The organism is Providencia rettgeri, from assembly GCF_041075285.1.
GTDB classification, from domain to species: domain Bacteria; phylum Pseudomonadota; class Gammaproteobacteria; order Enterobacterales; family Enterobacteriaceae; genus Providencia; species Providencia rettgeri_G.
The window spans coordinates 602,854-628,582 of record NZ_CP163512.1 but is presented as its reverse complement, the minus strand read 5'-3'; the positions used below and the strand labels follow the sequence as shown (position 1 = coordinate 628,582).

Below are 25,729 nucleotides of genomic sequence, written 5' to 3'. Positions count from 1 at the left end.
ATTAACGGTAGACAATTCCACCATCCGTTAGGATAGATTGACCTGTAATATAATCTGAGTCATCGCTTGCTAAGAACGCCACTAAACCAGCAACATCATCAGGCGTTTGAGCACGACCTAACGCAATGCCTTCAACGTATTTTTTGTAGGTCTCACCTTTTGGCGCACCCGTAATTTCAGAGAAACGCTCATCAATCTCTACCCACATATCTGTTCCAACAATACCTGGGCAATATGCATTTACAGTAATACCCGAACTTGCATACTCTTTCGCGGCAGCTTGTGTTAAAGCACGTACCGCAAATTTGGTTGCAGAGTACACACCTAACATAGCGAAACCGTCATGACCAGCAATGGATGAGGCATTAATGATTTTCCCTTTTTGCTTACGCTCTTGGAATTTTTCACTGGCGGCTTGAATGCCCCACATAGTGCCATCCACATTGATTTTGAAGATTAAATCCATATCTTCTTGGCGAACGTCGGCGATTGGCTTAACTTGTGCAATCCCTGCGTTATTGATCATCACATCAAAACCACCAAGCTCTGCTTCCGCATGAGCAACTGCTGCAAACACTTGGTCACGCTGACTAATATCTGCAGCAAATGTCGTGACTTTACGACCAAGTGCTTCAATTTCTTTTGCAACATCTTGCAACTTATCTTTTTTCAAATCCACCAGTGCAATATCCGCACCTTCTTTTGCTAAACGCAGTGCAATACCACGACCAATTCCTTGTGCCGCACCGGTCACTAAAATAACTTTGTTATTTAAAGCCATACTTACCTCCTACTAATTTATAGCCAAAATGACTAGTCAACTATTAGATATAAGTTAACAGTAATAACAATAAGTCACAAAAAAATGATTTTAATCTAACTTTGTATACTTATAAAAAACATTCCACCGTTTGATAACATTATTTATTTTGTTTGCCAACAAAAAGCACACAAATACGTAAATTCACAGATATTTGCTAATAAAAACGATTATCAACTGGGTAAACAAAAAATGCGGAATTGATACCATACCGACAAAAGCCAGCACAAACAGTGTCTCTCCACCTCTTCTATTTAAAATCACGCGCACTTGCCTTTTTACGCATTACTCAGATTACCCCCTTAATAAGAGTAAATATATTTATCAATTATTCTAAAGTCCCATTGAAATATAATGTTACAAACTAATAACTTTACTTGAACCTGTTATTAAAACCTTTAAAAAATAAACATAAGCAATTGATAAATAACAAAATAAAGCAAAGGTATCTATTTTTATCAAAAAAGACTCAAAATTCAACACTCTAACCATTAATAAGAAAAGTTGATTTGATAGAAAAATGACAGTATAAGTAAAAAGTTTACTCTAAACCAAATTATTACACGTTAAGTTTGTATAGTTGCACAATTAACCATTTAAAATAAGCATAAGAAGCAAATAAAACGAATGCTAATGCACCTAAGCGAATGGTGATGGGCGGTAGCGTACTTAAAGAACAACCGAATTGATGGAGCCAAACATGCGTTTAATCGAGACCGCAAACGCCCTCTTACCCGGGCAAAACCGCTACCAACTTGATGTTCAAGGCTATCAAGGCCTGTTGGATGTGGAACATTTTTCAGGGGATGAAGCCGTTAGTGACACCTACCGCTACCAAATCACCTTTACCTGCACTGATAAAGACCTGCAACCCCAGCAACTGCTGCGCCGCAATGCCACATTGACCTTTAACGCCCCCGCCACCACCGTTTTAGGCGTCCCGACGCGCACCGTAACCAAACGCGTGCACGGGACCGTCACCGATTTCCAGCGATTATCTGGCTCCGCCGACGAAGCGCGTTACCAACTGGTTATCGAGCCGTTTTTTGCCCTATTGCGCCACCAAATTCGCACCCACCGCTTTTTTATCAACCAATCGGTGCCTCAAGTCGTGGAGCAAATTCTGCGTGAACACGATTTTAAAGGTTGGCAGTTTGAGTTTACTCTACAAAAAAAATACCCCAAACGCCTGCAAATCAACCAAATCAATGAAAGTGATAAGCAGTTTATTGAGCGTTTACTCAGTGAAGTGGGGATTTTTTACCACTTTACCCTGCAAGTAGATACCCAAACTGAGGTGATTAACTTTACCGACAGTCAGCGCGGGTATATTTATGGTAAATCCTTGCCATTAAACAGCCCATCGGGGCTCAGTGATAACCATGCCGACAGCGTGTGGGGCTTGGCATTACGTCACCAAGTGGTTGAAAGCAGTGTCTTTACCAAGGACTATAACCCCCTGCTGGCTGAAGACACTATGATTTCAGCGGTGGCGGATAGAAGCTACGGGGAGTATGAAACGCTCAGTTACGGTGATGTCTACCATTACAAGGCACGCCACCTCACTCGCGGCGACAAAATTCAACCTGAGCCGGAAACCGCTAACTTTTGGGCGCGATTAGACCACGAGCGCTTTCTCGCTCGCCAAACCTTACTGAACGGAAAAACCACCGCACCCGATGTGGTGCCGTTAATGGTGCTAAAAATCACTGATGACTCGCCAATATCTACCCTGCCCTCCATTTTTCAATCCCCAGTGCTGCTAACCCGCTTGCACTTTGCCGCCAGCCGCGCCAATGCGTTAATCGTGACATTTGATGCCGTGCCGTACACCGAATCCATCTGTTGGCGTCCTGAGCTCAAACCACGCCCAGTGATTTCCGGTACCTTGATGGCCCGTGTCACCAGCCCAATAAACAATGATATTTATGCCAACCAAAACGAACATGGCTACTATTGGGTCAAATTTGATGCCGACCGCGATGCCAAACCTCAAGGGTTTGAAAGTATGCCTGTACGTCTTGCCAAACCCTACGCAGGGGACACGTATGGCATGCATTTTCCGTTAATTCAAGGCACGGAAGTGGCGATTGCCTTCCACGAAGGCGACCCCGACAGACCGTATATCGCCCATGCCCTGCACGATTCGTCTCACCCTGACCATATCACCGAGCGCAATCGGACCCGCAATGTGATACGCACCCCGGCAAATAACAAACTGCGCATGGAAGACCTGCGCGGGGAAGAACACATTAAAATCAGCACCGAATACGGCGGTAAAACCCAGCTCAATTTGGGGCATTTGGTAGACAGTGAACGGAAAAAACGCGGCGATGGTTTTGAATTACGCACCGACAGTTGGGGGGCAATAAGAGCAGGTAAAGGGTTGTTTATCTCCACCGATAAGCAAGAAAAAGCTGGCGGTGATGTGTTGGCGATGGAAGAAGCGATTGCCCAACTGGAGCAAGCACTGGCGATTGCACGAAGTTTATCTAAATCAGCAGAGACCAGTGGTGCAGATACCAGTGATTTGGCTTCACAAGATAGCCTTAAGCAGCAGATTAAAGGCCTCACTGATCCCGCCATACTTGTCCATGCGCCCGCAGGCATTGGGGTCTTTTCGCCTAAAGCATTACATATAGGCTCAGGGGAAGAGAGTATTGCGTTAACGGCGAATCAACATATTAACCTAAGTGCCAATCAGCACCTGACCTTCAATGCGAGACATTCAGCCAACTTATTTGCCCAAACCAAAGGCGTTAATGTGATGGCAAAACACGGTGATATCAAAGTTGAAGCACAAAACGATAGTATGTCCCTGTTGGCGAAAAAAAACATCACCGTTGAATCGCTGGAAGATGCCATTCATATCAGTGCCAAAAAAGAAATTATCTTAAGCTGTGGTGGGGCCTATATCAAAATCGCCGACGGGAATATCGAAGTCGGCACACCGAACAATGTCATTTTAAAAACTACAAGTGTCCAAAAAATGGGACCTGCTAATTTGCAGCTACCCTCACAGGCCATTCCAACCGGTTTCCGTGAACAGTTTACGCTAAAAGATGAAATCACCAATGAAATACTTGCAGAAACACTTTACACCCTAATAACGGAAGATGGTGAAATTTATGAAGGGAAATCAGATAAAAATGGAAAAACGGTAGAAATTTATACACCAACCCCACAAAAAATCTCGATAAAAATCCACCGTTAAAAAGGCCGAGTTATGTCAAATTCCAAAAACCAAACCTCATCAAAAACCAATTGCGGAACTGGCAGCACGGATGCATTTTCAACCTGTGGACCTGTCTTGTACTACCACCCGAATACCCATGAACTGATTGAAGTGCCCGATGATGAACTCGAAAGGGAAAGCCAATACCTTTGCGACCTCGTCATCAAAAAGCGCGTGCTACAGTTTAAAATTGATGAGCTCAATGATAAATACCCTCTGACGCTAAGGGAAAGAAACCCTCAGAATTATCAACAAGAACTGTTAGCGCTATACCAAGACTATGATGTGGCCTCTGAAGAACTTAATACTGTCATTAAAGAACTTAGCGCGATCCCAGAAAACGCGCAAGGTGAAGAAGTTCCAATCACCTCTTTGGAATCAAATTCAATCAGTTTCGACAACAGTATTTTGGAATTAATCCGGTTAAAAAAAGGCAGAGAATACAAATACAGCTATATTCGCTCAAACAAACTCGGCGAGCGCCATATTATCCATAAGTTAGGCACAGAGGGTATTAAAAGCGAAACCAGCACACTAGTAAAAACCGAAACAGTTAAAAACAGTGAAACAAATGAAGAGATCACCGTTAAAAAAATTGATACACAAGAACTAAAAAGACAGCTATCTGAAATTGCGCCAACGTTAAAATACAAACTCTTTGAAATTGACAATGAAAATCGCAGTATCTTTGAAGATTATAAAGATGATGATAACTGGGTCAGTGGCTTATATCACTGGGCTGAAAACATCAATAAAAGCTTAAATGAAACCCCACCTTATCGCGGTAAATACGCCTCTTTTGATAAAAAAGCCCAATTAATGCGTTTTAGCTTTGGTGTAAATGGTGATTTCGAATTAACCAAAGGCAATCTTGGTGACGCCTCCAACCCCAAAGCCAGTGCCAAAGTTGCGCTGTACACTAACTTAGCCTTAGCGGAAGCCAAAACACAAGGGAAAGTGCATTTGCCTTGCCGCCAAGGTATTCAAATTCGCTACCCGAAACGAGACACTAATGAGCTCGCATTAATGGGCGCATTACGCTTTGACCTTGTTCTGTCCCTCAGCGGCCATGTAGGTGCCAGTGTTGGGCTACAGGGTAGTGTCAATATTTCGCAACATGGCATTATGGGAATACCGTCAAAAACCGCAGTTGATGACCCCAAAGATCTTAATGAAATCAAAGGGATTGATATCACAAAGCAAGCCAATGATCTCGGTATTGTTGGTCAAGGGGAAGTTTTCGCAGGGATCAAAGTAGGGGCAAAAATGTCTGGCGAACTGCTTTGGCGTAATCCTGAAAAAAGTACCGCAGAAAACGACGGTTTTGCGCCCTTAGGCGAGCTAAGTGCAGGCATTGAAGGCATGCTCGGCGCTGGGGCATCAGGGACATTAGCCTTTACGTATTATAACGGCAAAATCCTCATTACCGTTCAAGGGGGGTTATGTTGGGGGGCTGGCGCCAAAGGCAGTACCTCTTTTGAAATCAATACAGATAAAATTATGAAGGATTTTATGCCGTGTTTTGGCTATATGCTAAAAAATATGGATTATCAAAAACTAGTTGCCATGATGGAGCCAAAAGACTTTTATGCCATTTGCTCGTTACCCTTATTAATTGGTATGGAGTTAGTCAACATTGCCTATATAAATCTTCAAAGTATAAGAGATGAATTGGAACTCTCGTGGGAAAATAAGAATAAGCGAGTGAATTTGATGGAGACTATCGTCAAAACTAGAGGTGAGTTTTTAAAATATTGCCCACCAGAAACCAAAGGTGCCGCTATTGCCTCTTTACTCGAACATAATTTTTGGGATGACTATTTTAGCCCTGCAAGCCACGCACAAGCCAGTGGTGAAGCAATGGCCGTGTTTAGCCAACGCAAGCGCGCCATCTTGCATATACTACGCTGGGCACAGTCAAGGCGGGATTTTGACAATATTTTGCAACACGCCAGCTTAATCCCCTCCGAAACCAAAAAGAGCATTACTGAAAATAAATTACGTATTGCTGAATTTATGTTGATGGGGGAAGAGGTGAAGCCTATACCTAATCATGCGTTAGGCAAAAAGTATGGGGTATTGATCCCAACACCGATGATTAACCCCAGCCATTACGCCGATATTTTTAGCAAAATAGAGCAGTGCTTACCTGATGACACATTAGCCCATATTTATGCCAATGAGCCCTATCAAGAATTTATTACTGCTGCGATGGTTGAAAGCCAGTCAGAAATATTTTTTAGCAAATAACCCATCAATCACACCAATAACATTGAGGTTTTCATGAATTATAAATCATTCTATCTTTTATTAAGTGCAGTACTAGTGACCACGGGTTGTGATCAACCACTGACCGCTGAGCAAGAAAAGCAAAAACAGCAACTACTCAATGATTCGCTAAACAATATGGTATTTATCGAGGGAGGCACCTTTTTAATGGGGGACTTTGGTAGCGGTCATGATGGTAAATCCACCCTGCCGTATTCTATAGATAAAGACAATAAATTTGTCCATAACGTTACCTTAGACAGCTTTAGTTTATCCAAATACCGTGTAACTTGGGGACAATTTAATTTATGGCGTGAATTAACCGCTCAGCCACTGACTGAAAAATATCAAAAGCTGAAAACCCGAGATAGATTAAAAGATTGGCAAGCCTCCACCCAAGATAATTATCCTGCCTCCGCAGATTGGCAAGACGCCAAAGATTATTGCCTTTGGTTAGGCCAACAAACGGGACTGCCTATCGATTTACCCACTGAAGCCCAGTGGGAATATGCTGCCCGTAACCGAGGCCAATTTATTTTATTTGCCTCAAAAGATGGCACTTATAATGATGGTAGCCAAGGAGGAGAAGCCTTATTTGCCACCGACTTTGCCCCGGTAGGGGTTTACCCACCAACACCTTTAGGCCTTTACGATATGATGGCGGTGGGGTTTGATTGGATGAATGATTGGTATGCCGCCGATTATTATGAACATTCCCCCGTAAAAAACCCCCAAGGACCTGAACAAGGTAAGGAAAAAGTTACTCGAGGAGCGGATGGCTCTTTTTATCTAAAAAATCTAACTATGAATCGTTATCCTACCCCATTAACAAATAGGAATATTCCTGGCCTCGGCTTCCGCTGTGCTGTGCAATCCCCAACCCCTGTCCAACCCATAACGAAATAACCATGCGATTATTGAATAAAACACACTGCACTATTTTACTAGCGGGGCTCGGGCTATTAACGGGTTGTGATCAACCACTGACCGCTGAGCAAGAAAAGCAAAAACAGCAACTACTCAATGATTCGCTAAACCATATGGTATTTATCGAGGGGAGTACCTTTTTAATGGGGGATTTTGGCAGCGGTCATGACGGTAAATCCACCCTGCCGTATTCTATAGATAAAGACAATAAATTTGTCCATAACGTTACCTTAGACAGCTTTAGTTTATCCAAATACCGTGTAACTTGGGGACAGTTTAATTTATGGCGTGAATTAACCGCTCAGCCACTGACTGAAAAATATCAAAAGCTGAAAACCCGAGATAGATTAAAAGATTGGCAAGCCTCCACCCAAGATAATTATCCTGCCTCCGCAGATTGGCAAGACGCCAAAGATTATTGCCTTTGGTTAGGCCAACAAACGAGACTGCCTATCGATTTACCCACTGAAGCCCAGTGGGAATATGCTGCCCGTAACCGAGGCCAATTTATTTTATTTGCTTCAAAAGATGGCACTTATAATAAAATTAGCAGTGAAAATCCTAGCAATAGTGGGGAAGCATTATTTGCAGCCGGTTTTTATCCCGTTGGCAGTTACCCTCCCACCCCATTAGGTCTGTACGATATGATGGGTAATGGTCTAGACTGGACCAATGACTGGTATGCTGCGGATTATTATGAACATTCCCCATCTAAAAACCCTCAAGGCCCTAAACAGGGCACAGAAAAAGTGGCTCGTGGCTCAGTCAGCAGTGCTATCCGCGAAACCTTAACCATTATTAGAGCTCCCCGACCTCTTATTAACGGAAATATTCCTACTCTCGGCTTCCGCTGTGCTGTGCAATCCTCAACCCCTGTCCAACCCATAATGAAATAACTATGCGATTATTGAATAAAATACACAGTGCTATTTGGCTGATGGGGCTCGAGCTATTAATGGGTTGTTATCAATTACTGACGCATTAACACTGCATAATTGAAATAGCCTATTAACACAACTTTATAGAGCCAAATACACTTTGTACAATTAGCAACAGTATAAAAATATAAATTAATCTATTTTTAAATATTAATTTTACATTAAATATCAAACATCATTTTTTGGAATTTAAAAAAATATCATGGCTAAATCTATTATTGTATTAGGTGATAAAACCACCCATGGTGGTACCGTTATTAGTGCAACCTCTGAGTTTATTATTAATGGAATAAATGCGGCTAAAGTTGGCGATTTAGTCAGTTGTCCCAAAAAAGGGCATGGTGTGAATAAAATTATTGAGGGTGACCCGACTATAACCTGCAATGGCATTCCCCTTGCCGTTACCGGTAGCCATACCGAATGCGGTTGTACCTTAATTGCTAGCACATCCGATTTTATTACGGGGTAATTTATGGTTTGGTCTAAAAATACCATCTTACAAGTTGATAAGCCACCTGCTCCATCATTGATTAAATGGCTAGCCATGTTAATTGCGTCTATTATGATCCCAGCTTATATACTGTATATTACAGATAACCTGAATAATAAAGATACCCAAGCAATTAAAATTATTCCAGCAGTACTCCCTTTTATTATTGTTATCATTTCCATGACCATTCTTTTTTTTACTTATATCCGTGATTACCGGTTCTACCTTTACCTTAAAGAAGAAAAAAAACACAACGATTGGCAATGGACTGAATGGGGAAGGCGCTCAGTGTGTATACTCGATAGCACTTTATTACTACCCGATAAAATTACCTTAAATTATATTTTACGACATAGTAAACAACATACATCTCGTTTTAATCTTACTCAAAAAATTGATTACCTCCCTAAGGATAATCCGCCACCATATTATTTACTTCGGAGTGTCAAAGAAACCATCAGTTTATTACCTGATACACTACCTATTAATTTAACTTATTTATCTGACAGAATGCCAAAAGATCGTGATATACCTCAAATTTGGCAGACGTTATTTAAATCTAAAGAAATAGGGAGTTATCAAAATGAAAATACACTTTCATTCGATAAAATCGAAAATATTATTAAACATAACAAAGAAAGTGTTGAAATTTTAATTATTGAACAAAAAGAAGAAAAAAACACACAGTCAGAATTATTGGCAATTCTTATTATCACCTCTGATGATATTGCAAAAAAATATCAATTAAGTAAAGAAAGTCACCTAGAAAGGCCAATGCTACTAGAAGTTAATGAGGATATTAAAACGAGTATCCTATTGTTTAATGAAATCCAAACCGATGCGCAACAAGCCGTGCGGTTGATTTCCTCTGGAAATATTGATTCAAATATTACATCTGCAATTTATCAAAGTGAATCGAACTTTCCATTTATTTATCCCGAAAAAATCATTGACCTTGAGTTCTATTCAGGACCAACAGGCAAATATGCTCCTTGGTTTGTCGCAGCACTTTCATCTTTATACGCAAACCAACAAAATAAACCTGTTCTGATGGTATCTAACGAAGGCAATCGAACATTTTTCAGCACAGTTACCCCGGTATTAAATAATGAAATTTAATCAATTGAATTTACCTCTACGCTCTACCGTATTTATTTTATTGTGTGTATCACTTGGGGTCTTTATTTGGGAATATGGGGATAATATTAGCCTATATAGCAAAGAACATAAAACCCTAGCGATAATTGCAGCGATCGCACTGGTGACCTTTATCTGTAAGTTTATCGATTACATCACGTCATCCAAAAAACGCCGTTATAATCAAAACCGGAATAATACTCGCAATGAGCCGGAACAAGAGAAACGCGTAACTGAGTTAGCACATTCAGGGCAAGCCAATATTATAAAAGAATACCTCCATAACCAACATGGCCTTTTTTGGCGTAAAAAAGTCTCTATCCAACTACTTATCGGCTCCCCCACTGCCATTGACAAACTGGCACCACGGTTATCTAAAGAAATCTGGCAGGAAAACAATGGCACCGTGTTGATTTATGGTGGTGATGTCACCGCCGCAGTGAATGAAGACAACGCCTTGATGCTCAAACAATTACGCCGTCGTCGGCCTGTGGATGCGCTGATTTGGGTGACCGAAAGCACCGTCACTAACCAATTGATGCACAGTACGCTCACCTTTAATCACCTCAATGCCCCCACCGCTGATATGGCCAGCCGCTTTATCTATGGGCTGTTTAAAGCGCTAAAATGGCAAGCCCCTGTTTGGGTGTGGAATGTCAGTGATAATCCCGAGCTTTGCGCTGCGGATGCTCCTGCGGTGTTGTGTTTAACCGAACCTCACGCCCAACCTGAGCAACTCACCCCTGCGCTACGTGAGCTGGTTCCTGCACTCTCTCGGCACGGCAGCCAAGCCCTGTTTCTCAATCGTTCGTACACTTATTGGCTAATTTTAGCGCAGTTTTTACGTGATAACGGCAGCGAAGCGTTAGCCGTAAGATTAGCCCCTCTAACCTCTGGCATCCGCGGATTGCCCTTTGCAGGGCTGGCGTTTAGCCCCCCAGTAACCCAAACCAGTAATACCCTATTACCCCACACATGGTTAGAAGATAACCGCTGGAAAAGCCTGCTCACCGCCCAAGCCGACATTGCGCCAGCGCTACAACCGTCCCCCCTTGGCATCAACCCGCAACGCGTGATGCAATATGCCGTTGCCACCGCCATGACCTTGTGGGGAGTGGGGTTGGTGGTATCCTATTTTGCCAATCGCCAATTGATTAATGACAGCCAGCAACTGGCGTTTGCCGCCGTTGATAGCCAACGCAATGGGACCGAACGCCTGAATGCCCAGTTCGCTTTCCAACAAATGTTAGGGAAAATCGACCACCACGCCGCCACTTTTATCCCCGTTTGGCAGCGCTTTGGCTTAAACCAACATGATGCCCTACTCGCCCAGTTATGGCCCACTTACACCCAGACTATGTTGCCCCTGTTGCGCGACAACGTGCGCCAGCAATTGGAAGCCAAATTGCAACAGTATGCCGAGCTTCCCCCTGATAGCCCGGCCCGTGCCGAAGCCACCCCCGCGACCTACGCTCTGTTAAAAGCCTATTTAATGATGAGCACCCCCGAGCGCATGGAGCCCGAATTTTTCACTCGAACCGTGTTAGACAACCTTACCGCCATTGAGGGGGTCAATAGCGGTGAGTGGCAGACATTAGGCCGTGAAGGGTTGACTTTTTATGCCACCCAATTGCCGCAACACGCCGAGTGGGCCATCAACACAAACCGCTCGCTGGTTAGCAGCAGCCGTAATTTATTGGTACGCCAAATTGGTCAGCGCAATGGCGAGTCCGCTCTGTATCAAAAAATCCTTCTGCAAGCCAAAAATAGTTATGCGGACATGACACTCGATGACATGACCGGGGACACCGATGCCCATTTCTTGTTCACCACGGATGAATTTATCCCCGGAGTGTTTACCCGCCGTGCGTGGGAAACCACCATTGAGCCCGCCATTAACCGCGCCGCGGACACGCGCCGCGAGGAGATTGACTGGGTGTTGAGCGATAACCAACAGCCCGTCGACCGTGATATGTCCCCTGAGCAACTCAAACTGCGCCTCACCGAGCGCTATTTCGCCGATTTTGCAGGCAGTTGGCTAAACTTTATGAACAGTTTGCAATGGCGTCACACCGAAAACTTGTCCGATGCCATCGACCAGTTAACCCTAATGGGGGACGTGCGCCAATCGCCGATGATCGCCTTGATGAATACCCTCGCTTACCAAGGCAAAACGGGACGTCAGCAAGAGAAACTCACCGATTCGTTTATCAACTCCACCAAGGAATTGCTCAATAAAGATAAAACGCCGGTCATTAGCCAAAAAACCGAGTTTAGCGGCCCCTTAGAAGCCACCTTTGGACCCGTATTAAACTTGACCGATCCGCAAGCCAGTAACAATAGCGATAACCTCAGTTTGCAAGCCTACCTCACCCGCGTGACTCGTGTGCGATTAAAGCTGCAACAAATCGCCAACGCCCCAGATCCGCAGGCCATGTCCCAAGCCCTTGCCCAGAGTATTTTCGCCGGTAAAACCGTCGATTTATCTGAAACCCGGGATTACGGCAGCCTGATCGCCGCCAGCCTTGGGCAAGAGTGGAGCGGCTTTGGTGAAACCCTGTTAGTCCAACCGATGGCCCAAGCGTGGGAGCAGTTGCTGGCCCCCACCGCTGAGGGGATCAACGCCGAATGGCAAAATGCCATCGTCAACGAATGGAACACCGCATTTGGTGGTCGTTACCCCCTAAAAAACACCCAGAGCGAGGTATCACTGCCGTTGATGGCGCAATATTTACGCCCGGATGACGGTCGCATTCAACGCTTTTTAGAAACGCGCCTTCAAGGAGTATTACGCAAAGAAGGTAACCACTGGGTGGCCAACAGCACCACCGCACAAGGGCTGCGTTTTAACCCTGCGTTCCTCAAGGCGTTAGACACCTTGAGTTATTTGGGGGATGTGGCCTTCGCCAATGGGGAAGCGCGCCTGTACTTTGAAATTCGCCCATCCACCAGCCGCGATGTGATGCAAACAGTTCTGGTGATTGATAAACAAACCCTGACCTATGACAACCAGTTCCCTGAATGGCAGCGGTTTGTCTGGCCGGGGGACACCATCGCATCGGGTGCGTCCCTGCGCTGGATGAGCAATACGTCCGGCACGCGTTTACTGGCAGATCACCCTGGGGTGTGGGGCGTGATCCGCCTATTGGAAAGTGCCCAAGTCGCCCCTTACGCTGGCACCACCAGCAGTTACACCCTGTCGTGGCAAACCAAAAACGGCAATACCCTGCCCTTTATGTTGCGTACCGAGATGGGGGAAGGCCCCCTCGCGCTGTTAAAACTGCGCGATTTTGTGTTACCGGAAAAAATCTTTTTGGATTAATGGGGATAAGAATTGAAGGTAAGGATTGTTTAATTTTCTAAACAAACAGAACCTACACTGTGCAGATTCTGTTTCATCAATAAGGGCTAATTAATTTTTAGATGCTTGAATGTACAGCATTTCTAGAGCAATTGACGCAGCAGCTAATGCCGTGATTTCAGACTGATCATAAGCAGGTGCGACTTCCACTAAATCCATACCGACAATATTTAATGGTTGTAAACCGCGCAGTAATTTCAGTGCACGATCTGAGGTTAAACCGCCCACAACGGGAGTTCCTGTACCTGGAGCGAAGGCAGGATCAAGGCAGTCAATATCGAAAGTTAGGTATACAGGCATATCCCCAACGATATCTTTAATTTGGGCAACCATCTCATCTACACCGCGATCATTCACTTGACCTGCATCTAATACTGTAAAGCCATTGTCGCTATCATGTTCAGTACGAATACCAATTTGTACTGAACGTGTTGGGTCAATTAGCCCCTCTTTCGGTGCATGGTAGAACATCGTGCCGTGATCATATTGACTACCGTTACCGTAAGTATCGGTGTGAGCATCAAAATGTACTAAGGCCATTTTGCCAAAATGTTTTGCATGGGCACGTAACAGTGGCAGCGTGACAAAGTGATCACCCCCAAATGTTAAGCAACGTTTGCCTGACTCTAACAGTTTTTCGGTGTGTGCTTGTAGTTTGTCGCACATGTCTTGCGCATCACCGAAAGCAAACACCACATCGCCACAATCGACAACCTTTAAACGTTCAGTTAGCTTGAAGTTCCACGGCCAGCGATGGCTTTCCCATGCAAGGTTAGTAGACACTTGGCGAATTGCCGCAGGCCCATGTCGACTACCAGCACGACCCGAGGTTGCCATGTCAAATGGCACCCCCGTAATAACCCACTCAGCGTCTGAGTTATATGGTTGAAAGTTCAACGGGAAACGTAAAAAACCAAATGCGTTAGAAACCAGTGAATTATCAACTTGATTGCCTAATGTACTATTAATCATTTTTGTTCCTCAAATAAGCTTACCCATTAGCAAGCCCTTTTAATATTCGGTTCAAATCACGTTTTTGCATCAAAATATTATCAGCAATACTCTAACTTCGTGCGCTAAATCGTTCATGCTGACACTAGGCTGCAAACGAGGGAACCCGAAAGACATATATTAGCCAGTGATCCGGATACCCGAGTGCAGCCAACAACGCGACAATACAAAATAAAACGCGCTTAATGCTTTTAATACTTCAATTCTTTAATACCTTAATGCGCTAAATAGTTCGTGCTGTCGCTAGGCGGCAAAATGAGCCAAGCCCTAGGAGCATACACCAGTATGTGACTAGGGTTGGCGAATGCAGCCAACAACGCGACAGTGCGAAATATGACGCGCATTTACCAGTATGTGACTAGGGTTGGCAAATGCAGCCAACAACGCGACAGTGCGAAATATGACGCGCATTTATTCGTCTTCTAAATAAGTATAACCATACAGTCCATTTTCAAATTCTGCTACAAAGTCTTTTTGCAACTGCTCACTCAGACCTGTACCTTTAACTTGCTCCGTAAAGCTGTCTAACAGTACTTCTGGCACCAGTTTGACGTATTGCAGCATATCTGCCACTGAGTCGCCCTCTTCACTTTGCAGGTAGCGAATATTACCTTGGCTGTCGACCCAGACATCAATTGCTGCGGTGTCACCGAATAGGTTGTGCATGTTGCCTAAGATTTCTTGGTAAGCCCCTATCATAAAGAAGCCAATCATTGGCGGATTTTCAGGATCATAGGCTGGCATTGGCATGGTAGTTTCCACACCGTCACCGTCGACATAATGGTCGATGATCCCGTCGGAGTCACAAGTGATATCCAATAGCACTGCACGGCGGTCTAACGGTTTATCTAAGCCTTCAATCGGTAATACTGGGAAAACTTGGTCAATACCCCATGAATCAGGCAGAGATTGGAATAATGAAAAATTCACATAAAATTTATCTGCCATGCGCTCTTGTAGTTCATCGATAATCGGGCGGTGAGCACGGTTGCTGGGATCTAAGTCTTGCTGAATACGACGGCAAATATTGAGGTACAATTCCTCAGCCCATGCACGCTGGGTTAAATCAAGAACCCCGTGAGCGTACTGGGTATGGGCCTCTTGCAAGTCGAACTGGCTGTCATGTAACCATTCACGCAGAGAACGGCTATTCCCTTGATGCTGCATGGATTCCCACGTTTCCCACAACGATACCAGCGAACGCGGTGCGTCTTCGGCTGGGGGGGACGTTTTGGTAAATTCGTTGCGCTCAACACCGATAACATTAGAGACCAGTACCGTATGGTGTGCGGTTAATGCACGACCAGATTCAGTGATCACCGTTGGGTGTGGAAGGTCAAATTCTTCACATGCATCCCCAATCGCCCAAATCACGTTATTTGCGTACTCGTTCAAGCCATAGTTAACGGAACAATCAGATTGAGAACGCGTTCCTTCATAGTCAACCCCCAAACCACCACCCACGTCAAAACATTGGATATTAACGCCTAAGCGGTGTAATTCCACATAGAAACGGGCAGATTCACGAACACCAGTAGCAATATCGCGAATATTGGCCATTTGCGAGCCTAAATGGAAATGCAGTAATTGCAGGCTATCTAAGCGATCCGCATTACGTAAAATTTCCACCAATTGCAGTACCTGCGTTGCCGCCAAACCAAATTTTGATTTCTCACCACCACTTGCTTGCCATTTGCCAGAACCTTGAGAGGCCAAACGTGCGCGCACACCTAAACGTGGTGTCACATTCAAGCTTTCCGCTTCTTTTAACACCATCTCAATTTCGGACATTTTTTCGATCACAAGGTAAACCTTGTGACCCAATTTTTCCCCAATTAAGGCTAAACGAATATACTCACGGTCTTTATAGCCATTGCAGACAATAACCGTACGAGTACGACCTGCATTCGCTAAAACCGCCATAAGTTCTGCTTTAGAACCCGCTTCGAGCCCTAATGGCTCTCCCGAATTGACCAATGACTCAATCACACGACGCTGCTGATTAACCTTAATGGGGTAAACCAAAAAGTAGTCGCCTTTATAGCCATAGGACTCTCGCGCACGTCTAAATGCGGCATTAATTGAACGCAGACGATGCTGTAAGATTTGTGGAAAACAGAACAGTGCGGGTAAACGCAAGTGCTGTTGCTCTTCTTTGACCTGATTCACTAATTCAGCTAAATCAACAAAGGTATCAGGGTTTTCAGGGTTTGGGCAAACACAGACATTTCCGCGCTCATTCACCTGATAGTAACTACCGCCCCAATACGCAATGTTATAGGTCTGATGCATTTTGCGTGCGATATTATCATTCATAATAAACTCCTGTATGGAGGGGTGAGTGGCGCATTTTCCTTCCTGCTACATGCTAATAAAGACATAGCACTGCCAAGCAGTTATGTTGGGGAAACAGCAATACTCAGATTTTAATAAAAAGTGCTTAGAATTCTAAACAGTGACAATATACGACCTTAAGCTGACAAATTAATGACTCAGCCTCGAAGGTGTATTAAAGATGTGACGGTAACTTCGTGATGAAGTAAAAAATGACAGGAAAGTAAACGCCAAAGTCACGCGGCGATCCGCATATGACGGTTGGATACTGTTATTCAGTAGATTATGGATCATTACCCATTAACCCCCAATATAACTGTTTAGCCCTTTCAAATTTCAATGTTGTAGCGCTATTTTGGCAGGTTGACCTGTTGATTTAAGCTATATCACCTTGTGTTTTTATTGAAATTCAAAAGGTTATAAACATTCCTGATAGATAGTAGGTGCTTTATTTTGCCCTACTGGTATATAACGGGAAAAAACAACCATCCGTTACGGTCGCAGTTTATACATCTATTGGGCTCAAAAAGCAAAACCAAAATGCTTAAATTAAGATAAAACTTTAAACACGATAATTCTTGTTGGAAAGTATTAGCATTAATCATCGTAAGGTCACTAACAAATATTGACTCATAAAGACGCTTTCGTTGAGCCGATAAGGCCTGAAGTCATGAAAAAGCCAAATAAGATAAAATGCCTTTTTTCTTATGATTTACAGAGACTTTGCATGCTTTATGACCTGTTATTAGGACTTTTACCTAAGCTGAGAAAGACTATTTTTGTCTCCATTCGTTTTTTGTATAAATACAGGTAGAAATTTTTACCGCATAGGGCTAGAATAGCCGTCTAGATGTTAAAACATCCAACTATAAATTCTGCGAATTCTTAAGGTATTTATCTCATGGCTACACACCTCTTTACTTCTGAGTCTGTATCAGAAGGGCATCCAGATAAAATTGCGGATCAAATCTCCGATGCAGTGCTTGATGCTATTCTTGAACAAGACCCAAAAGCTCGCGTTGCCTGCGAAACCTACGTCAAAACAGGTATGGTAATGGTTGGGGGAGAAATCACTACCAGCGCTTGGGTTGATATTGAAGAAATCACACGCAAGACTGTTCGCGAAATCGGTTACACCAGCTCAGATATGGGCTTTGATGCCAATTCTTGTGCTGTTTTAAGCGCTATTGGTAAACAATCCCCGGATATCAACCAAGGTGTTGATCGTACCGACCCCTCAGAGCAGGGTGCGGGCGACCAAGGCCTGATGTTTGGTTATGCAACCAATGAAACTGATGTGCTTATGCCTGCACCAATCACTTATGCACATCGTTTAGTTCAACGCCAAGCGGAAGTACGTAAAAATGGTGCATTGCCATGGTTACGTCCAGACGCTAAAAGCCAAGTAACATTCAAATACGATAACAACAAGATTGTTGGTATTGATGCCGTTGTTTTATCTACTCAGCATTCTGAAGATATTGAGCAAAAAGCGCTACATGAAGCGGTGATGGAAGAAATCATCAAACCGGTTCTGCCAGCGCAGTGGTTATCAAAAGAAACTAAATACTTTATTAACCCAACAGGGCGTTTTGTTATCGGTGGGCCAATGGGTGACTGCGGTTTAACCGGTCGTAAAATTATCGTTGATACTTACGGCGGCATGGCGCGCCATGGTGGCGGTGCGTTCTCGGGTAAAGATCCATCGAAAGTTGACCGTTCTGCAGCATATGCAGCTCGCTATGTGGCAAAAAATATTGTTGCTGCGGGTCTGGCTGATCGCTGTGAAATCCAAGTGTCTTATGCCATTGGTGTTGCTGAGCCAACCTCGATTATGGTGGAAACCTTTGGTACTGGCAAAGTTGACGAGTCTCTGCTGATCCAATTAGTGCGTGAGTTCTTTGATTTACGCCCTTATGGGTTGATTAATATGCTTGACCTATTACACCCAATTTATCAGCAAACGGCATCTTACGGTCATTTTGGTCGTCCCCAATTCCCTTGGGAAAAAACTGACAAAGCGGAAGCTTTACGCGACGCCGCTGGTCTGTAATACATTTAATACATTGTATTATATAAAAACCCGTCCTTGAGATGGGTTTTTTATTGCTTATGATTTCTGACTAAATTGGTACATTGACATTCCAGCAACCATTGCCAGTGTAAAAATTATTCCTTGGGAGATCCCTAACCCAGTCAATAATAAAGCAGGCCCTGGACAAATCCCGGCAAGTCCCCAACCTAGTCCAAATAATGCACTACCTATGACTAACTTTTTGTCTATTTTTTGATTAGTTGGAATCTGTAATGGGCAATTTAGCATACTGACACGACGCTTTTTAACTAAGATATAGGAAATTCCACTGATCACCATTGCAACTGCCATAGTGACCAACAATGAAGGATCCCAATTTCCTGTAATATCTAAGAAAGATAAAATTTTTGCAGGATTTCCCATTCCCGCAATAATCAGCCCCAAACCAAACAATAAACCGGAAATTAAGGCAATAAGAATGGGCATCCGTTTATCCCCCTAACCCAAAATGATGAGAAATCGCGACAGTGGCAAAAGCAACCACCATAAAAATCAACACAGCCACGATTGAGCGACGGGAAAAACGTGCCATACCACAAATGCCGTGTCCACTTGTGCAACCACTCCCTAAGCGAGTGCCGAAACCAACCAATAGACCTGCAATGATCAAAACCGCTGTGCTCGCAGCAATTGTGACTTCTGGCGTGTAAGCCAACCACGCAAATAGAATTGGCGAAATAATAATGCCTAAAATAAATGCAACCTTCCACGCGGTATCCCCTTTAGTGGGTTTTAGAATCCCCCCTAAAATGCCGCTAATTCCAGCAATTCGGCCGTTAAAAATCAGTAAAATTGCCGCCGCCACACCAATAAATATTCCGCCAATTGCTGCCGATCCGGGGGTGAAATTTAGCCAATCAATGGTCATCTTATTTCTCCTGTACAGGGCAGTAAAGTTGATATAACGTATTGAGTAATGTAAATAATTTTTCATCTGCAATCGCATAATAAATGCGTTTGCCATCACGGCGAGTTTTCACCAGCCCATCGTTACGCAACACGGTAAGCTGCTGGGAGAGTGTCGGTTGTTGAATACCAAGCTGCTGTTCCAAATCACTGACGCAAGCTTCCCCTTGTGTCAATTGGCACAATAAAATCAATCTATCTGGATTACCTAGTGTTTTTAATAAGGATGCTGTTTGTGATGCAGCCTGTTTCATAGCCAACAGCTGTTGTTCAGAGGCGAGATTATTCATATACTCACTTATAGTTCACAATATTATACATAAATACAATATATTATTTAATATAATGAGTGTCAATTATTCCTTGTTTGAGAGTACCTGCATCGCGTATTCTTAGTCTATGAAAATTATTCGAGTCCCCATTTTCCTACAACAACAAGTTATGCAAGTTTTACGCGAAAAACTGGCTCTAGCGGAACAAAAGCTGGAACAGACGTTTCCAGAACCTGTTGTTAACTATAAACAACGAGGTACTACCGCGGGTAGTGCCTACCTAAAAGAGTGGGAAATTCGTCTAAATCCGACATTACTCATTGAAAATACAGTGAGATTTATCGATGAGGTCATTCCTCATGAGCTAGCACATTTGTTGGTTTATCATGTATTTGGTCGCAAAGGGATAGCTCCCCATGGCAAGGAATGGAAATGGATGATGCAACAGGTGCTGGAGGTTGATGCAAAACGTACGCACAACTTTGCTGTTTCAACGGTCAAAAGTAAAACATTTGCCTATCACTGCGCTTGCCAAACCGTGCATCAATTAACCATCCGCCGCCACAATAAAGTGATACGTGGTGAAAACCAATATTTGTGTCGTCAATGTGGGGAAATTTTGAAACAAGGAACATGGATTGATGCTGCGGCAGAAAATTGATTTTCCTGCCGCATCACGTTTGAGGTGTGTACTTAAGCGAACTCCGTCATCACTAATTTAGCAATTTCAAAGTAAATAATTAACCCCGTTCCATCAATGAAGGTAGCGATAAACGGTGCAGAAACAACCGCAGGATCCACTTTCAATTTCTTCAAAACCATTGGAATAATTGAAGAAACAATTGCGCTCCACATGGTGATGGCAACGATAGTTAAGCTCACCACGATAGTCACTTCATAGCCAACACCTAACATCCAAGCACGGATCAGGGCGGCCCCCCCGATAGTAATGGCGACTAAAAATGAGGTTGAAACCTCTTTCTTCAACACCGTACCTAAATTACGTAAGCTGACCTCACCTAAGGCCATCGCTCGGACTAAGGTTGAGGTAATTTGCGTTCCACTGTTGCCCCCTGTTCCAATTAACAGTGGAATAAAGAATGCCAGTGAGATTGCCGCTTCGAGCTGTTCTTCAAATGCTTTTAATACTGTGCCTGTGTACGCTTCTGCCACAAACAACATTAATAACCAAACCACACGTTTACGCCATAAAGTAACAGGGCTTGTGGTTAAATAGGGTTCATCAAGTGGTGTGGTTGCGCCTTGCAATTGCGCATCCAGTGTATTCTCATCTTCAATCAGTTCTGCGATATCTTGCGGACGCAAAACCCCCATCAGCTTGCCAAACTGCACCACTGGGATCATATCTAACCCACTGTGATTAATCAGGTCACAAACATCATGACGTGACTGTTCTGGCGCAACGGAGAAATAGTTGTGGCGCATAATATCTGACACCAATAAATCTTCCGCAGATGCTAATAATGATTTAACTGAAAGAACACCATTTAAATAATTGTCACTATCGACAACAAATAAATAGGTGGGGATTTGTTCGCCATCAAGATGCTCAATAAGATTTTGTTTTACACAACTAATTGAATCTGCTACAGAAACAGGCAAATATGATTGACTCATATACGCGCTGACAGTTGCGTCATCAATTTTTGCTTGTTGAGTGTTATGGCCTTTTAGACGTGCGTCTTTCATCGCGGATTGAGCAATTGCAACTGCTCCCGCTTTGTTCTGGGTAGTGAATGTCATTTTTTTAGTCCCTAGTTACTGTTGGTTACTCAAACAGTACTCACATAGGGGCGAAACCAGATGAGAGAATGCGAAAGCTATCTCTTCGTCTCGGTTTTAGCACTATACAACGTATCCTGTATTTAGCAGGAAGTTACATGGGGATATACCTTCGGTCGATATATCCTGTCCTAATCTTGGGCGTCTCTCGACGTCGTCAGATCAGTAACCTATGTTTGTATAGGAGCCTCGCCTAACGAGATACTGCACTTTGGATGCGGCGCGAATTATACCCACTGAGAAATTAATTACCACCCTATATCTACGTTTTTTTACGCATTGAAAACGCATCGTTTAAGTTCTATTTAAGTTTTATTTAAATATAAATTCAAAACGTAACTAAATGTAAAATTACGTGCATATTAATAACTGCATCACTGTTCATTATGCAGAATAATAAAATAGCATTTAGAATAATCGTTAATAATATTAATGTTATATAACAATATATTTATCGAATTTTGAGTCAGGTATACATTTAAATGTTTTTATCTTCCATTGCATAATTAAATATAATATTAACTCGCATAATGAGTGCGGGTAATCTCTAAAACTATTATATTTTGTAATTTTTTATAAAAATAAAAAACAAACAAAAAACACAATTGTAGGGAAATTTACTTATGTTGAAATTTAATTCCAAATTACATCCCGTTTTCACTTTTTGCAATTTATTCATTTTATTTTTTATTTTAATTCGGAATTAAATATTACTGGATTTATCTTAGAATAAACTAAAAGTTTATTAACCATGAAAATTTTATTATGGATAAAGTAATTGTTGGAATGTTAACAAGCCTAACATACCGCGTAAATGATGAAATCAAAATCGCGGCGATCTCCGCTTTAGGCGATTTTAAAGCAACGATCGAATATAATGATGCCATTATACGGATCATAGACTTATGCCAAGACCCAAATAAAGAAGTTGCTGTTTCTGCAATTAACACATTAAGTAAGTTATCAGTTCATTTTATAAACAATCCGCAAGTAGAACATTAAACTTAACTCTTATTATGGGTGAGTTAATTTTTAAAATCCTTTTCCGATAACACACAGCCTAATTAATTCTCAGAAAGGCTGTATGTTATTCCTAATTATTGATTAGGCGATTTCAGTATCGCCTTGTAATTGACAACTGCAAGCTAAAACATATCCCTCAGCAATTTCTGCTGGAGTTAATGTCATAGTGCTTGTCGTTGTATAATTACCCGCGATTACTTTTGTCTTACAACTTCCACAAACACCTGCACGGCATGCAGCAATAACAGGCTGTTTGTTTTGTTCTAAAGCAGATAATAAAGAAATTCCCACCGGTACTTTAAAATCAGTTAAACGTTGGCGAATTTTCAATGTTAGCACATCTTCGCTATCAACCACTTCAGGTTCAGTTGAAAAACGTTCCATAAAGAAATGTTCGGCAGGTACGCCGAGATTAGCCGCAAATTGTTGGGCATTTTTCATGTAAGGAACAGGGCCACATGTCATCACCACCCGTGAAGCAATATCGGGGACTAATGTTTGCAGTTTTTCTTCAGTTAATCGACCTTGAGCCAACTCACCATTATCCGGTGTTTCGGCCATAATGCATAATTGTAAGCGTTCCGGATACGTACGGGTGAGTTGTTGCCACTCCTGCGCAAAAATCACCTGTTTGTCGTCTCGCACATTAAACAGCACTTTTACATGTGTTTCAGGTTGATTCGCCATCAACCAACGTGTCATTGACATAATCGGCGTCACACCACAGCCGGCTGCAAGCATTAGATATTGTTGGCTTTTTATATTCGCACAAGTAAATTCACCTTGCGCTTCAGATAACCAAAGGTAGTCCCCAGGTTTTACTGCACGAGTTAACCAGTTAGAACCCGCACCGCCTTCTAATCGCCTAACTGTAATTGAAATATAACGGCTTTGACCGGGTGATGATGAGAGAGTGTAAGCCCGCATAACATCATCACTATTTTTAATACTCACTAATGCGTATTGACCTGGCGAATACATATAAAAATCGTGATTGATTAAGTTTATCGTCCAAACATCCGATGTTTCTTGAACTATCGAATGAATTTGCATTCTATTTGGACACAAACTGCTTGGCACTGTCATCGCATAACTCCTTTAAAGGGACTTACAGCCCCTTTGAGGTTGTTGACAAAGTGAGAAAAACCACGCTTTTCCCCACTTTGGGTTTAAGGCTTGTTATATTATCTGGCTAATTAGGCTGGTAAGATCTCAGCCAAATCTTGCTCAACTGTCGTAATGCTGCGCATTCCAAACTTCTCATTTAATACATTGAGTAAGTTTTCAGTTAAGAAACCTGGTGCACTTGGCCCTGTGTAGATATTTTTTACGCCAAGAGCCAGCAGAGTTAATAAAATCACGATAGCTTTTTGCTCAAACCAAGACAAAATTAAACTTAATGGTAACTCATTGATACCACAGCCCAGTTTTTCAGATAAATTGACAGCAAGCATAATCGCTGAGTAGGCATCGTTGCACTGACCCACATCAAGTAAGCGTGGTAAGCCTTCAAGTGTGCCAAAATCCAATTTATTAAAACGGTATTTACCACAAGCCAGTGTTAAAATCAGGCAGTCTTCGGGGACTGCCCGAGCAAAATCAGTGTAATAACTTCTTTCATCACGGCTACCGTCACATCCACCAACAAGGAACACATGACGTAATTTTTTCTGTGACACTAAATCAATCACCGCATCCGCGGCACTTAATAAGGTTTGACGACCAAAACCAACAGTAATTTTGTGTTCAATTTCAGTGTATGGGAAACCCGCTAATGATTGTGCTTGTGCGATCATTTCAGCAAAATCATCACCTTCTAGGTGTTTTGCGCCCGGCCAACCTACAATACTGCGAGTCCAAATTCGATCTTTATAATCGCCGACATCTGGATCAATAATACAGTTTGAGGTCATCAATACCGGACCTGGGAACTTAGCAAATTCCACTTGCTGATTTTGCCAACCACTACCGTAATTCCCCACTAGATGCGCGTATTTTTTCAGTTCAGGGTAACCATGGGCAGGTAACATTTCACCGTGAGTATAGATGTTGATACCGGTTCCTTCCGTTTGCTCTAACAGCATTTTTAAGTCTTTCAGGTCATGACCCGAGATTAAAATGCATTTCCCCGCAACTGGGCGAACGTTAACTTCCGTTGGTGTTGGATGGCCAAATTCGCCGGTTTCCCCTGCATCTAAGATTTCCATGATTTTGAAATTCATCAAGCCAATTGCCATGGCATTATCAAGCAGTTCATTCATATCTGCTGGTAATGTGCCAAGCCAAGCCATAATTTTATGATACTGGCTATAAATTTCATTGTCGTATTGGCCTAAAACATGGGCGTGTTCCATATAAGCCGCTGCCCCTTTTAAACCATATAAGCAGAGCATGCGCAGACCATGAATATCATCACCCACTTGTACTTTATCAATATCTAGGGCAAATTTTGCGGCTTGTGCTTGCAGTGTCGGAATATCACTGCCCTCTAATTGCAAATTAATCAGTGGATGATTAAATTCCACAGCACTATTCACCGATTGACAATGTTTGATTAGTTTATCGCGCAAATAAATCGCTTCTCGTGCATAACCAATAATTCGCTCTGAATCGAAATTCACGTTAGTTAATGTGGAAAAAAATGCGCGGGGTGCAAAGCTATCAATGTCATGGTCAATAATGCCTAAAGAGCGAGCCGTAACCGCACTCGCAGATAAGCTTTGCAATACAGCAACTAATAAATCTTGCAGGTCAGATGTTTCAGCTGTTTTACCGCACATACCCTGCGCGTATGCACAGCCATTTCCAGCTGGAGTTCTAATTGTTTGTTCACATTGCACACAGTACATGTTGTTCGCCTCTTAAGTTGCATTTAAAATACAACATTAAGATTACGCCCTTTATTAGAATAAAAAAGAGGCCGCTGAAGTTATTTCACAGTTTATTGATCTAGATTAAAACCCGATGTTAATGAGAACTATTCACGCTAATTTAAGTATGCTAAGCAGATGGAGTCTGCATTTTCTTACGCTATTTTTGTTCCGCCATAGCCTTAGCCAAGAAAAAAATCATTTCCTATGCTGGTTTTGAGATAAGCCTTGGTATACTG

The 25,729-nt window shown here is 42.8% G+C and carries 19 protein-coding genes and 1 riboswitch; of the genes, 10 read left to right on the top strand and 9 right to left on the bottom strand.

Annotated features, from left to right (window positions below; genetic code table 11):
- Position 1: 1 nt before the first annotated feature.
- The gene (locus tag AB6N04_RS02780) at positions 2 to 781 is read right to left on the bottom strand and encodes an acetoin reductase (protein WP_369310408.1); all 780 of its coding nucleotides are present in this window, start codon (positions 779 to 781) and stop codon (positions 2 to 4) included.
- Between the two features lie 739 nt (positions 782 to 1,520).
- Here AB6N04_RS02780 and AB6N04_RS02775 point away from each other — a divergent pair.
- From AB6N04_RS02775 to AB6N04_RS02745, 7 genes are all read left to right on the top strand, one after another.
- On the top strand, positions 1,521 to 4,034 hold the full coding sequence (locus AB6N04_RS02775) for a type VI secretion system Vgr family protein (protein ID WP_369310407.1): 2,514 nt from the start codon (positions 1,521 to 1,523) through the stop codon (positions 4,032 to 4,034).
- A 12-nt stretch (positions 4,035 to 4,046) separates the two neighbouring features.
- Positions 4,047 to 6,305, top strand: coding sequence for a hypothetical protein (locus AB6N04_RS02770; RefSeq protein ID WP_369310406.1), 2,259 nt, complete (start codon positions 4,047 to 4,049; stop codon positions 6,303 to 6,305).
- Between the two features lie 33 nt (positions 6,306 to 6,338).
- On the top strand, positions 6,339 to 7,229 hold the full coding sequence (locus tag AB6N04_RS02765; protein WP_369310405.1) for a formylglycine-generating enzyme family protein: 891 nt from the start codon (positions 6,339 to 6,341) through the stop codon (positions 7,227 to 7,229).
- Between the two features lie 2 nt (positions 7,230 to 7,231).
- Positions 7,232 to 8,146 carry a formylglycine-generating enzyme family protein gene (locus AB6N04_RS02760; protein ID WP_369310404.1) on the top strand — a complete coding sequence of 305 codons (915 nt, stop codon included), beginning with the start codon at positions 7,232 to 7,234 and terminating at the stop codon, positions 8,144 to 8,146.
- Between the two features lie 244 nt (positions 8,147 to 8,390).
- A complete protein-coding gene (locus tag AB6N04_RS02755) occupies positions 8,391 to 8,657 on the top strand; it encodes a PAAR domain-containing protein (protein WP_369310403.1) in 267 nt (88 codons plus the stop codon).
- A gap of 3 nt (positions 8,658 to 8,660) precedes the next feature.
- Positions 8,661 to 9,797, top strand: a complete 1,137-nt coding sequence (locus AB6N04_RS02750; protein WP_369310402.1) for a hypothetical protein — start codon at positions 8,661 to 8,663, stop codon at positions 9,795 to 9,797.
- A complete protein-coding gene (locus AB6N04_RS02745) occupies positions 9,787 to 13,137 on the top strand; it encodes an ImcF-related family protein (RefSeq protein WP_369310401.1) in 3,351 nt (1,116 codons plus the stop codon). Before AB6N04_RS02750 ends, AB6N04_RS02745 begins: the two co-directional genes overlap by 11 nt.
- Positions 13,138 to 13,227: 90 nt before the next feature.
- Here the strand turns inward: AB6N04_RS02745 and speB are convergent, their stop codons facing one another.
- Both speB and speA read right to left on the bottom strand, forming a co-directional pair.
- Entirely contained in the window at positions 13,228 to 14,148 is a 921-nt protein-coding gene (gene speB / locus AB6N04_RS02740; protein WP_369310400.1) for an agmatinase, read from the bottom strand.
- A gap of 450 nt (positions 14,149 to 14,598) precedes the next feature.
- Positions 14,599 to 16,503 (bottom strand): biosynthetic arginine decarboxylase, encoded by a 1,905-nt coding sequence (gene speA / locus AB6N04_RS02735; protein ID WP_369310399.1) that lies wholly within the window; start codon positions 16,501 to 16,503, stop codon positions 14,599 to 14,601.
- 919 nt (positions 16,504 to 17,422) lie between these two features.
- Here speA and metK point away from each other — a divergent pair.
- A complete protein-coding gene (metK, locus tag AB6N04_RS02730; RefSeq protein WP_369310398.1) occupies positions 17,423 to 18,574 on the top strand; it encodes a methionine adenosyltransferase in 1,152 nt (383 codons plus the stop codon).
- Between the two features lie 57 nt (positions 18,575 to 18,631).
- Here the strand turns inward: metK and AB6N04_RS02725 are convergent, their stop codons facing one another.
- Genes AB6N04_RS02725 through AB6N04_RS02715 form a run of 3 tightly spaced genes read right to left on the bottom strand, consistent with a single transcriptional unit; the run spans position 18,632 to position 19,812 of the window.
- A complete protein-coding gene (locus AB6N04_RS02725; protein WP_369310397.1) occupies positions 18,632 to 19,042 on the bottom strand; it encodes a DUF6691 family protein in 411 nt (136 codons plus the stop codon).
- A 4-nt stretch (positions 19,043 to 19,046) separates the two neighbouring features.
- Positions 19,047 to 19,484: a YeeE/YedE family protein gene (locus AB6N04_RS02720; protein WP_369310396.1), complete on the bottom strand. Its 438-nt coding sequence runs from the start codon at positions 19,482 to 19,484 to the stop codon at positions 19,047 to 19,049.
- A 1-nt stretch (position 19,485) separates the two neighbouring features.
- A complete protein-coding gene (locus AB6N04_RS02715) occupies positions 19,486 to 19,812 on the bottom strand; it encodes an ArsR/SmtB family transcription factor (RefSeq protein ID WP_369310395.1) in 327 nt (108 codons plus the stop codon).
- A 109-nt stretch (positions 19,813 to 19,921) separates the two neighbouring features.
- Between AB6N04_RS02715 and AB6N04_RS02710 the strand changes: the two genes are divergently transcribed.
- Complete coding sequence (locus AB6N04_RS02710) at positions 19,922 to 20,455, top strand: SprT family zinc-dependent metalloprotease (protein WP_369310394.1); 534 nt, start codon at positions 19,922 to 19,924, stop codon at positions 20,453 to 20,455.
- Between the two features lie 32 nt (positions 20,456 to 20,487).
- Here the strand turns inward: AB6N04_RS02710 and AB6N04_RS02705 are convergent, their stop codons facing one another.
- Positions 20,488 to 21,558 (bottom strand): magnesium transporter, encoded by a 1,071-nt coding sequence (locus tag AB6N04_RS02705; protein WP_369310393.1) that lies wholly within the window; start codon positions 21,556 to 21,558, stop codon positions 20,488 to 20,490.
- Positions 21,559 to 21,632: 74 nt separating this feature from the next.
- Positions 21,633 to 21,805, bottom strand: a riboswitch (M-box (ykoK) riboswitch).
- Positions 21,806 to 22,362: 557 nt separating this feature from the next.
- On the opposite strand from AB6N04_RS02705, the gene AB6N04_RS02700 reads away from it, so the two are divergent.
- Positions 22,363 to 22,599 carry a HEAT repeat domain-containing protein gene (locus AB6N04_RS02700; protein ID WP_369310392.1) on the top strand — a complete coding sequence of 79 codons (237 nt, stop codon included), beginning with the start codon at positions 22,363 to 22,365 and terminating at the stop codon, positions 22,597 to 22,599.
- Between the two features lie 102 nt (positions 22,600 to 22,701).
- On the opposite strand, the gene hcr is transcribed toward AB6N04_RS02700, so the two are convergent.
- A complete protein-coding gene (gene hcr, locus AB6N04_RS02695; RefSeq protein WP_369310391.1) occupies positions 22,702 to 23,706 on the bottom strand; it encodes an NADH oxidoreductase in 1,005 nt (334 codons plus the stop codon).
- 110 nt (positions 23,707 to 23,816) lie between these two features.
- Positions 23,817 to 25,469: a hydroxylamine reductase gene (gene hcp / locus AB6N04_RS02690; RefSeq protein ID WP_369310390.1), complete on the bottom strand. Its 1,653-nt coding sequence runs from the start codon at positions 25,467 to 25,469 to the stop codon at positions 23,817 to 23,819.
- Positions 25,470 to 25,729: the final 260 nt, after the last annotated feature.

Bases quoted from the DNA above. Each gene is read 5' to 3' on its own strand.
- AB6N04_RS02780 (WP_369310408.1), bottom strand. From the start codon at position 781: ATGGCTTTAAATAACAAAGTTATTTTAGTGACCGGTGCGGCACAAGGA.
- AB6N04_RS02775 (WP_369310407.1), top strand. From the start codon at position 1,521: ATGCGTTTAATCGAGACCGCAAACGCCCTCTTACCCGGGCAAAACCGC.
- AB6N04_RS02770 (WP_369310406.1), top strand. From the start codon at position 4,047: ATGTCAAATTCCAAAAACCAAACCTCATCAAAAACCAATTGCGGAACT.
- AB6N04_RS02765 (WP_369310405.1), top strand. From the start codon at position 6,339: ATGAATTATAAATCATTCTATCTTTTATTAAGTGCAGTACTAGTGACC.
- AB6N04_RS02760 (WP_369310404.1), top strand. From the start codon at position 7,232: ATGCGATTATTGAATAAAACACACTGCACTATTTTACTAGCGGGGCTC.
- AB6N04_RS02755 (WP_369310403.1), top strand. From the start codon at position 8,391: ATGGCTAAATCTATTATTGTATTAGGTGATAAAACCACCCATGGTGGT.
- AB6N04_RS02750 (WP_369310402.1), top strand. From the start codon at position 8,661: ATGGTTTGGTCTAAAAATACCATCTTACAAGTTGATAAGCCACCTGCT.
- AB6N04_RS02745 (WP_369310401.1), top strand. From the start codon at position 9,787: ATGAAATTTAATCAATTGAATTTACCTCTACGCTCTACCGTATTTATT.
- speB (WP_369310400.1), bottom strand. From the start codon at position 14,148: ATGATTAATAGTACATTAGGCAATCAAGTTGATAATTCACTGGTTTCT.
- speA (WP_369310399.1), bottom strand. From the start codon at position 16,503: ATGAATGATAATATCGCACGCAAAATGCATCAGACCTATAACATTGCG.
- metK (WP_369310398.1), top strand. From the start codon at position 17,423: ATGGCTACACACCTCTTTACTTCTGAGTCTGTATCAGAAGGGCATCCA.
- AB6N04_RS02725 (WP_369310397.1), bottom strand. From the start codon at position 19,042: ATGCCCATTCTTATTGCCTTAATTTCCGGTTTATTGTTTGGTTTGGGG.
- AB6N04_RS02720 (WP_369310396.1), bottom strand. From the start codon at position 19,484: ATGACCATTGATTGGCTAAATTTCACCCCCGGATCGGCAGCAATTGGC.
- AB6N04_RS02715 (WP_369310395.1), bottom strand. From the start codon at position 19,812: ATGAATAATCTCGCCTCTGAACAACAGCTGTTGGCTATGAAACAGGCT.
- AB6N04_RS02710 (WP_369310394.1), top strand. From the start codon at position 19,922: ATGAAAATTATTCGAGTCCCCATTTTCCTACAACAACAAGTTATGCAA.
- AB6N04_RS02705 (WP_369310393.1), bottom strand. From the start codon at position 21,558: ATGACATTCACTACCCAGAACAAAGCGGGAGCAGTTGCAATTGCTCAA.
- AB6N04_RS02700 (WP_369310392.1), top strand. From the start codon at position 22,363: ATGGATAAAGTAATTGTTGGAATGTTAACAAGCCTAACATACCGCGTA.
- hcr (WP_369310391.1), bottom strand. From the start codon at position 23,706: ATGACAGTGCCAAGCAGTTTGTGTCCAAATAGAATGCAAATTCATTCG.
- hcp (WP_369310390.1), bottom strand. From the start codon at position 25,469: ATGTACTGTGTGCAATGTGAACAAACAATTAGAACTCCAGCTGGAAAT.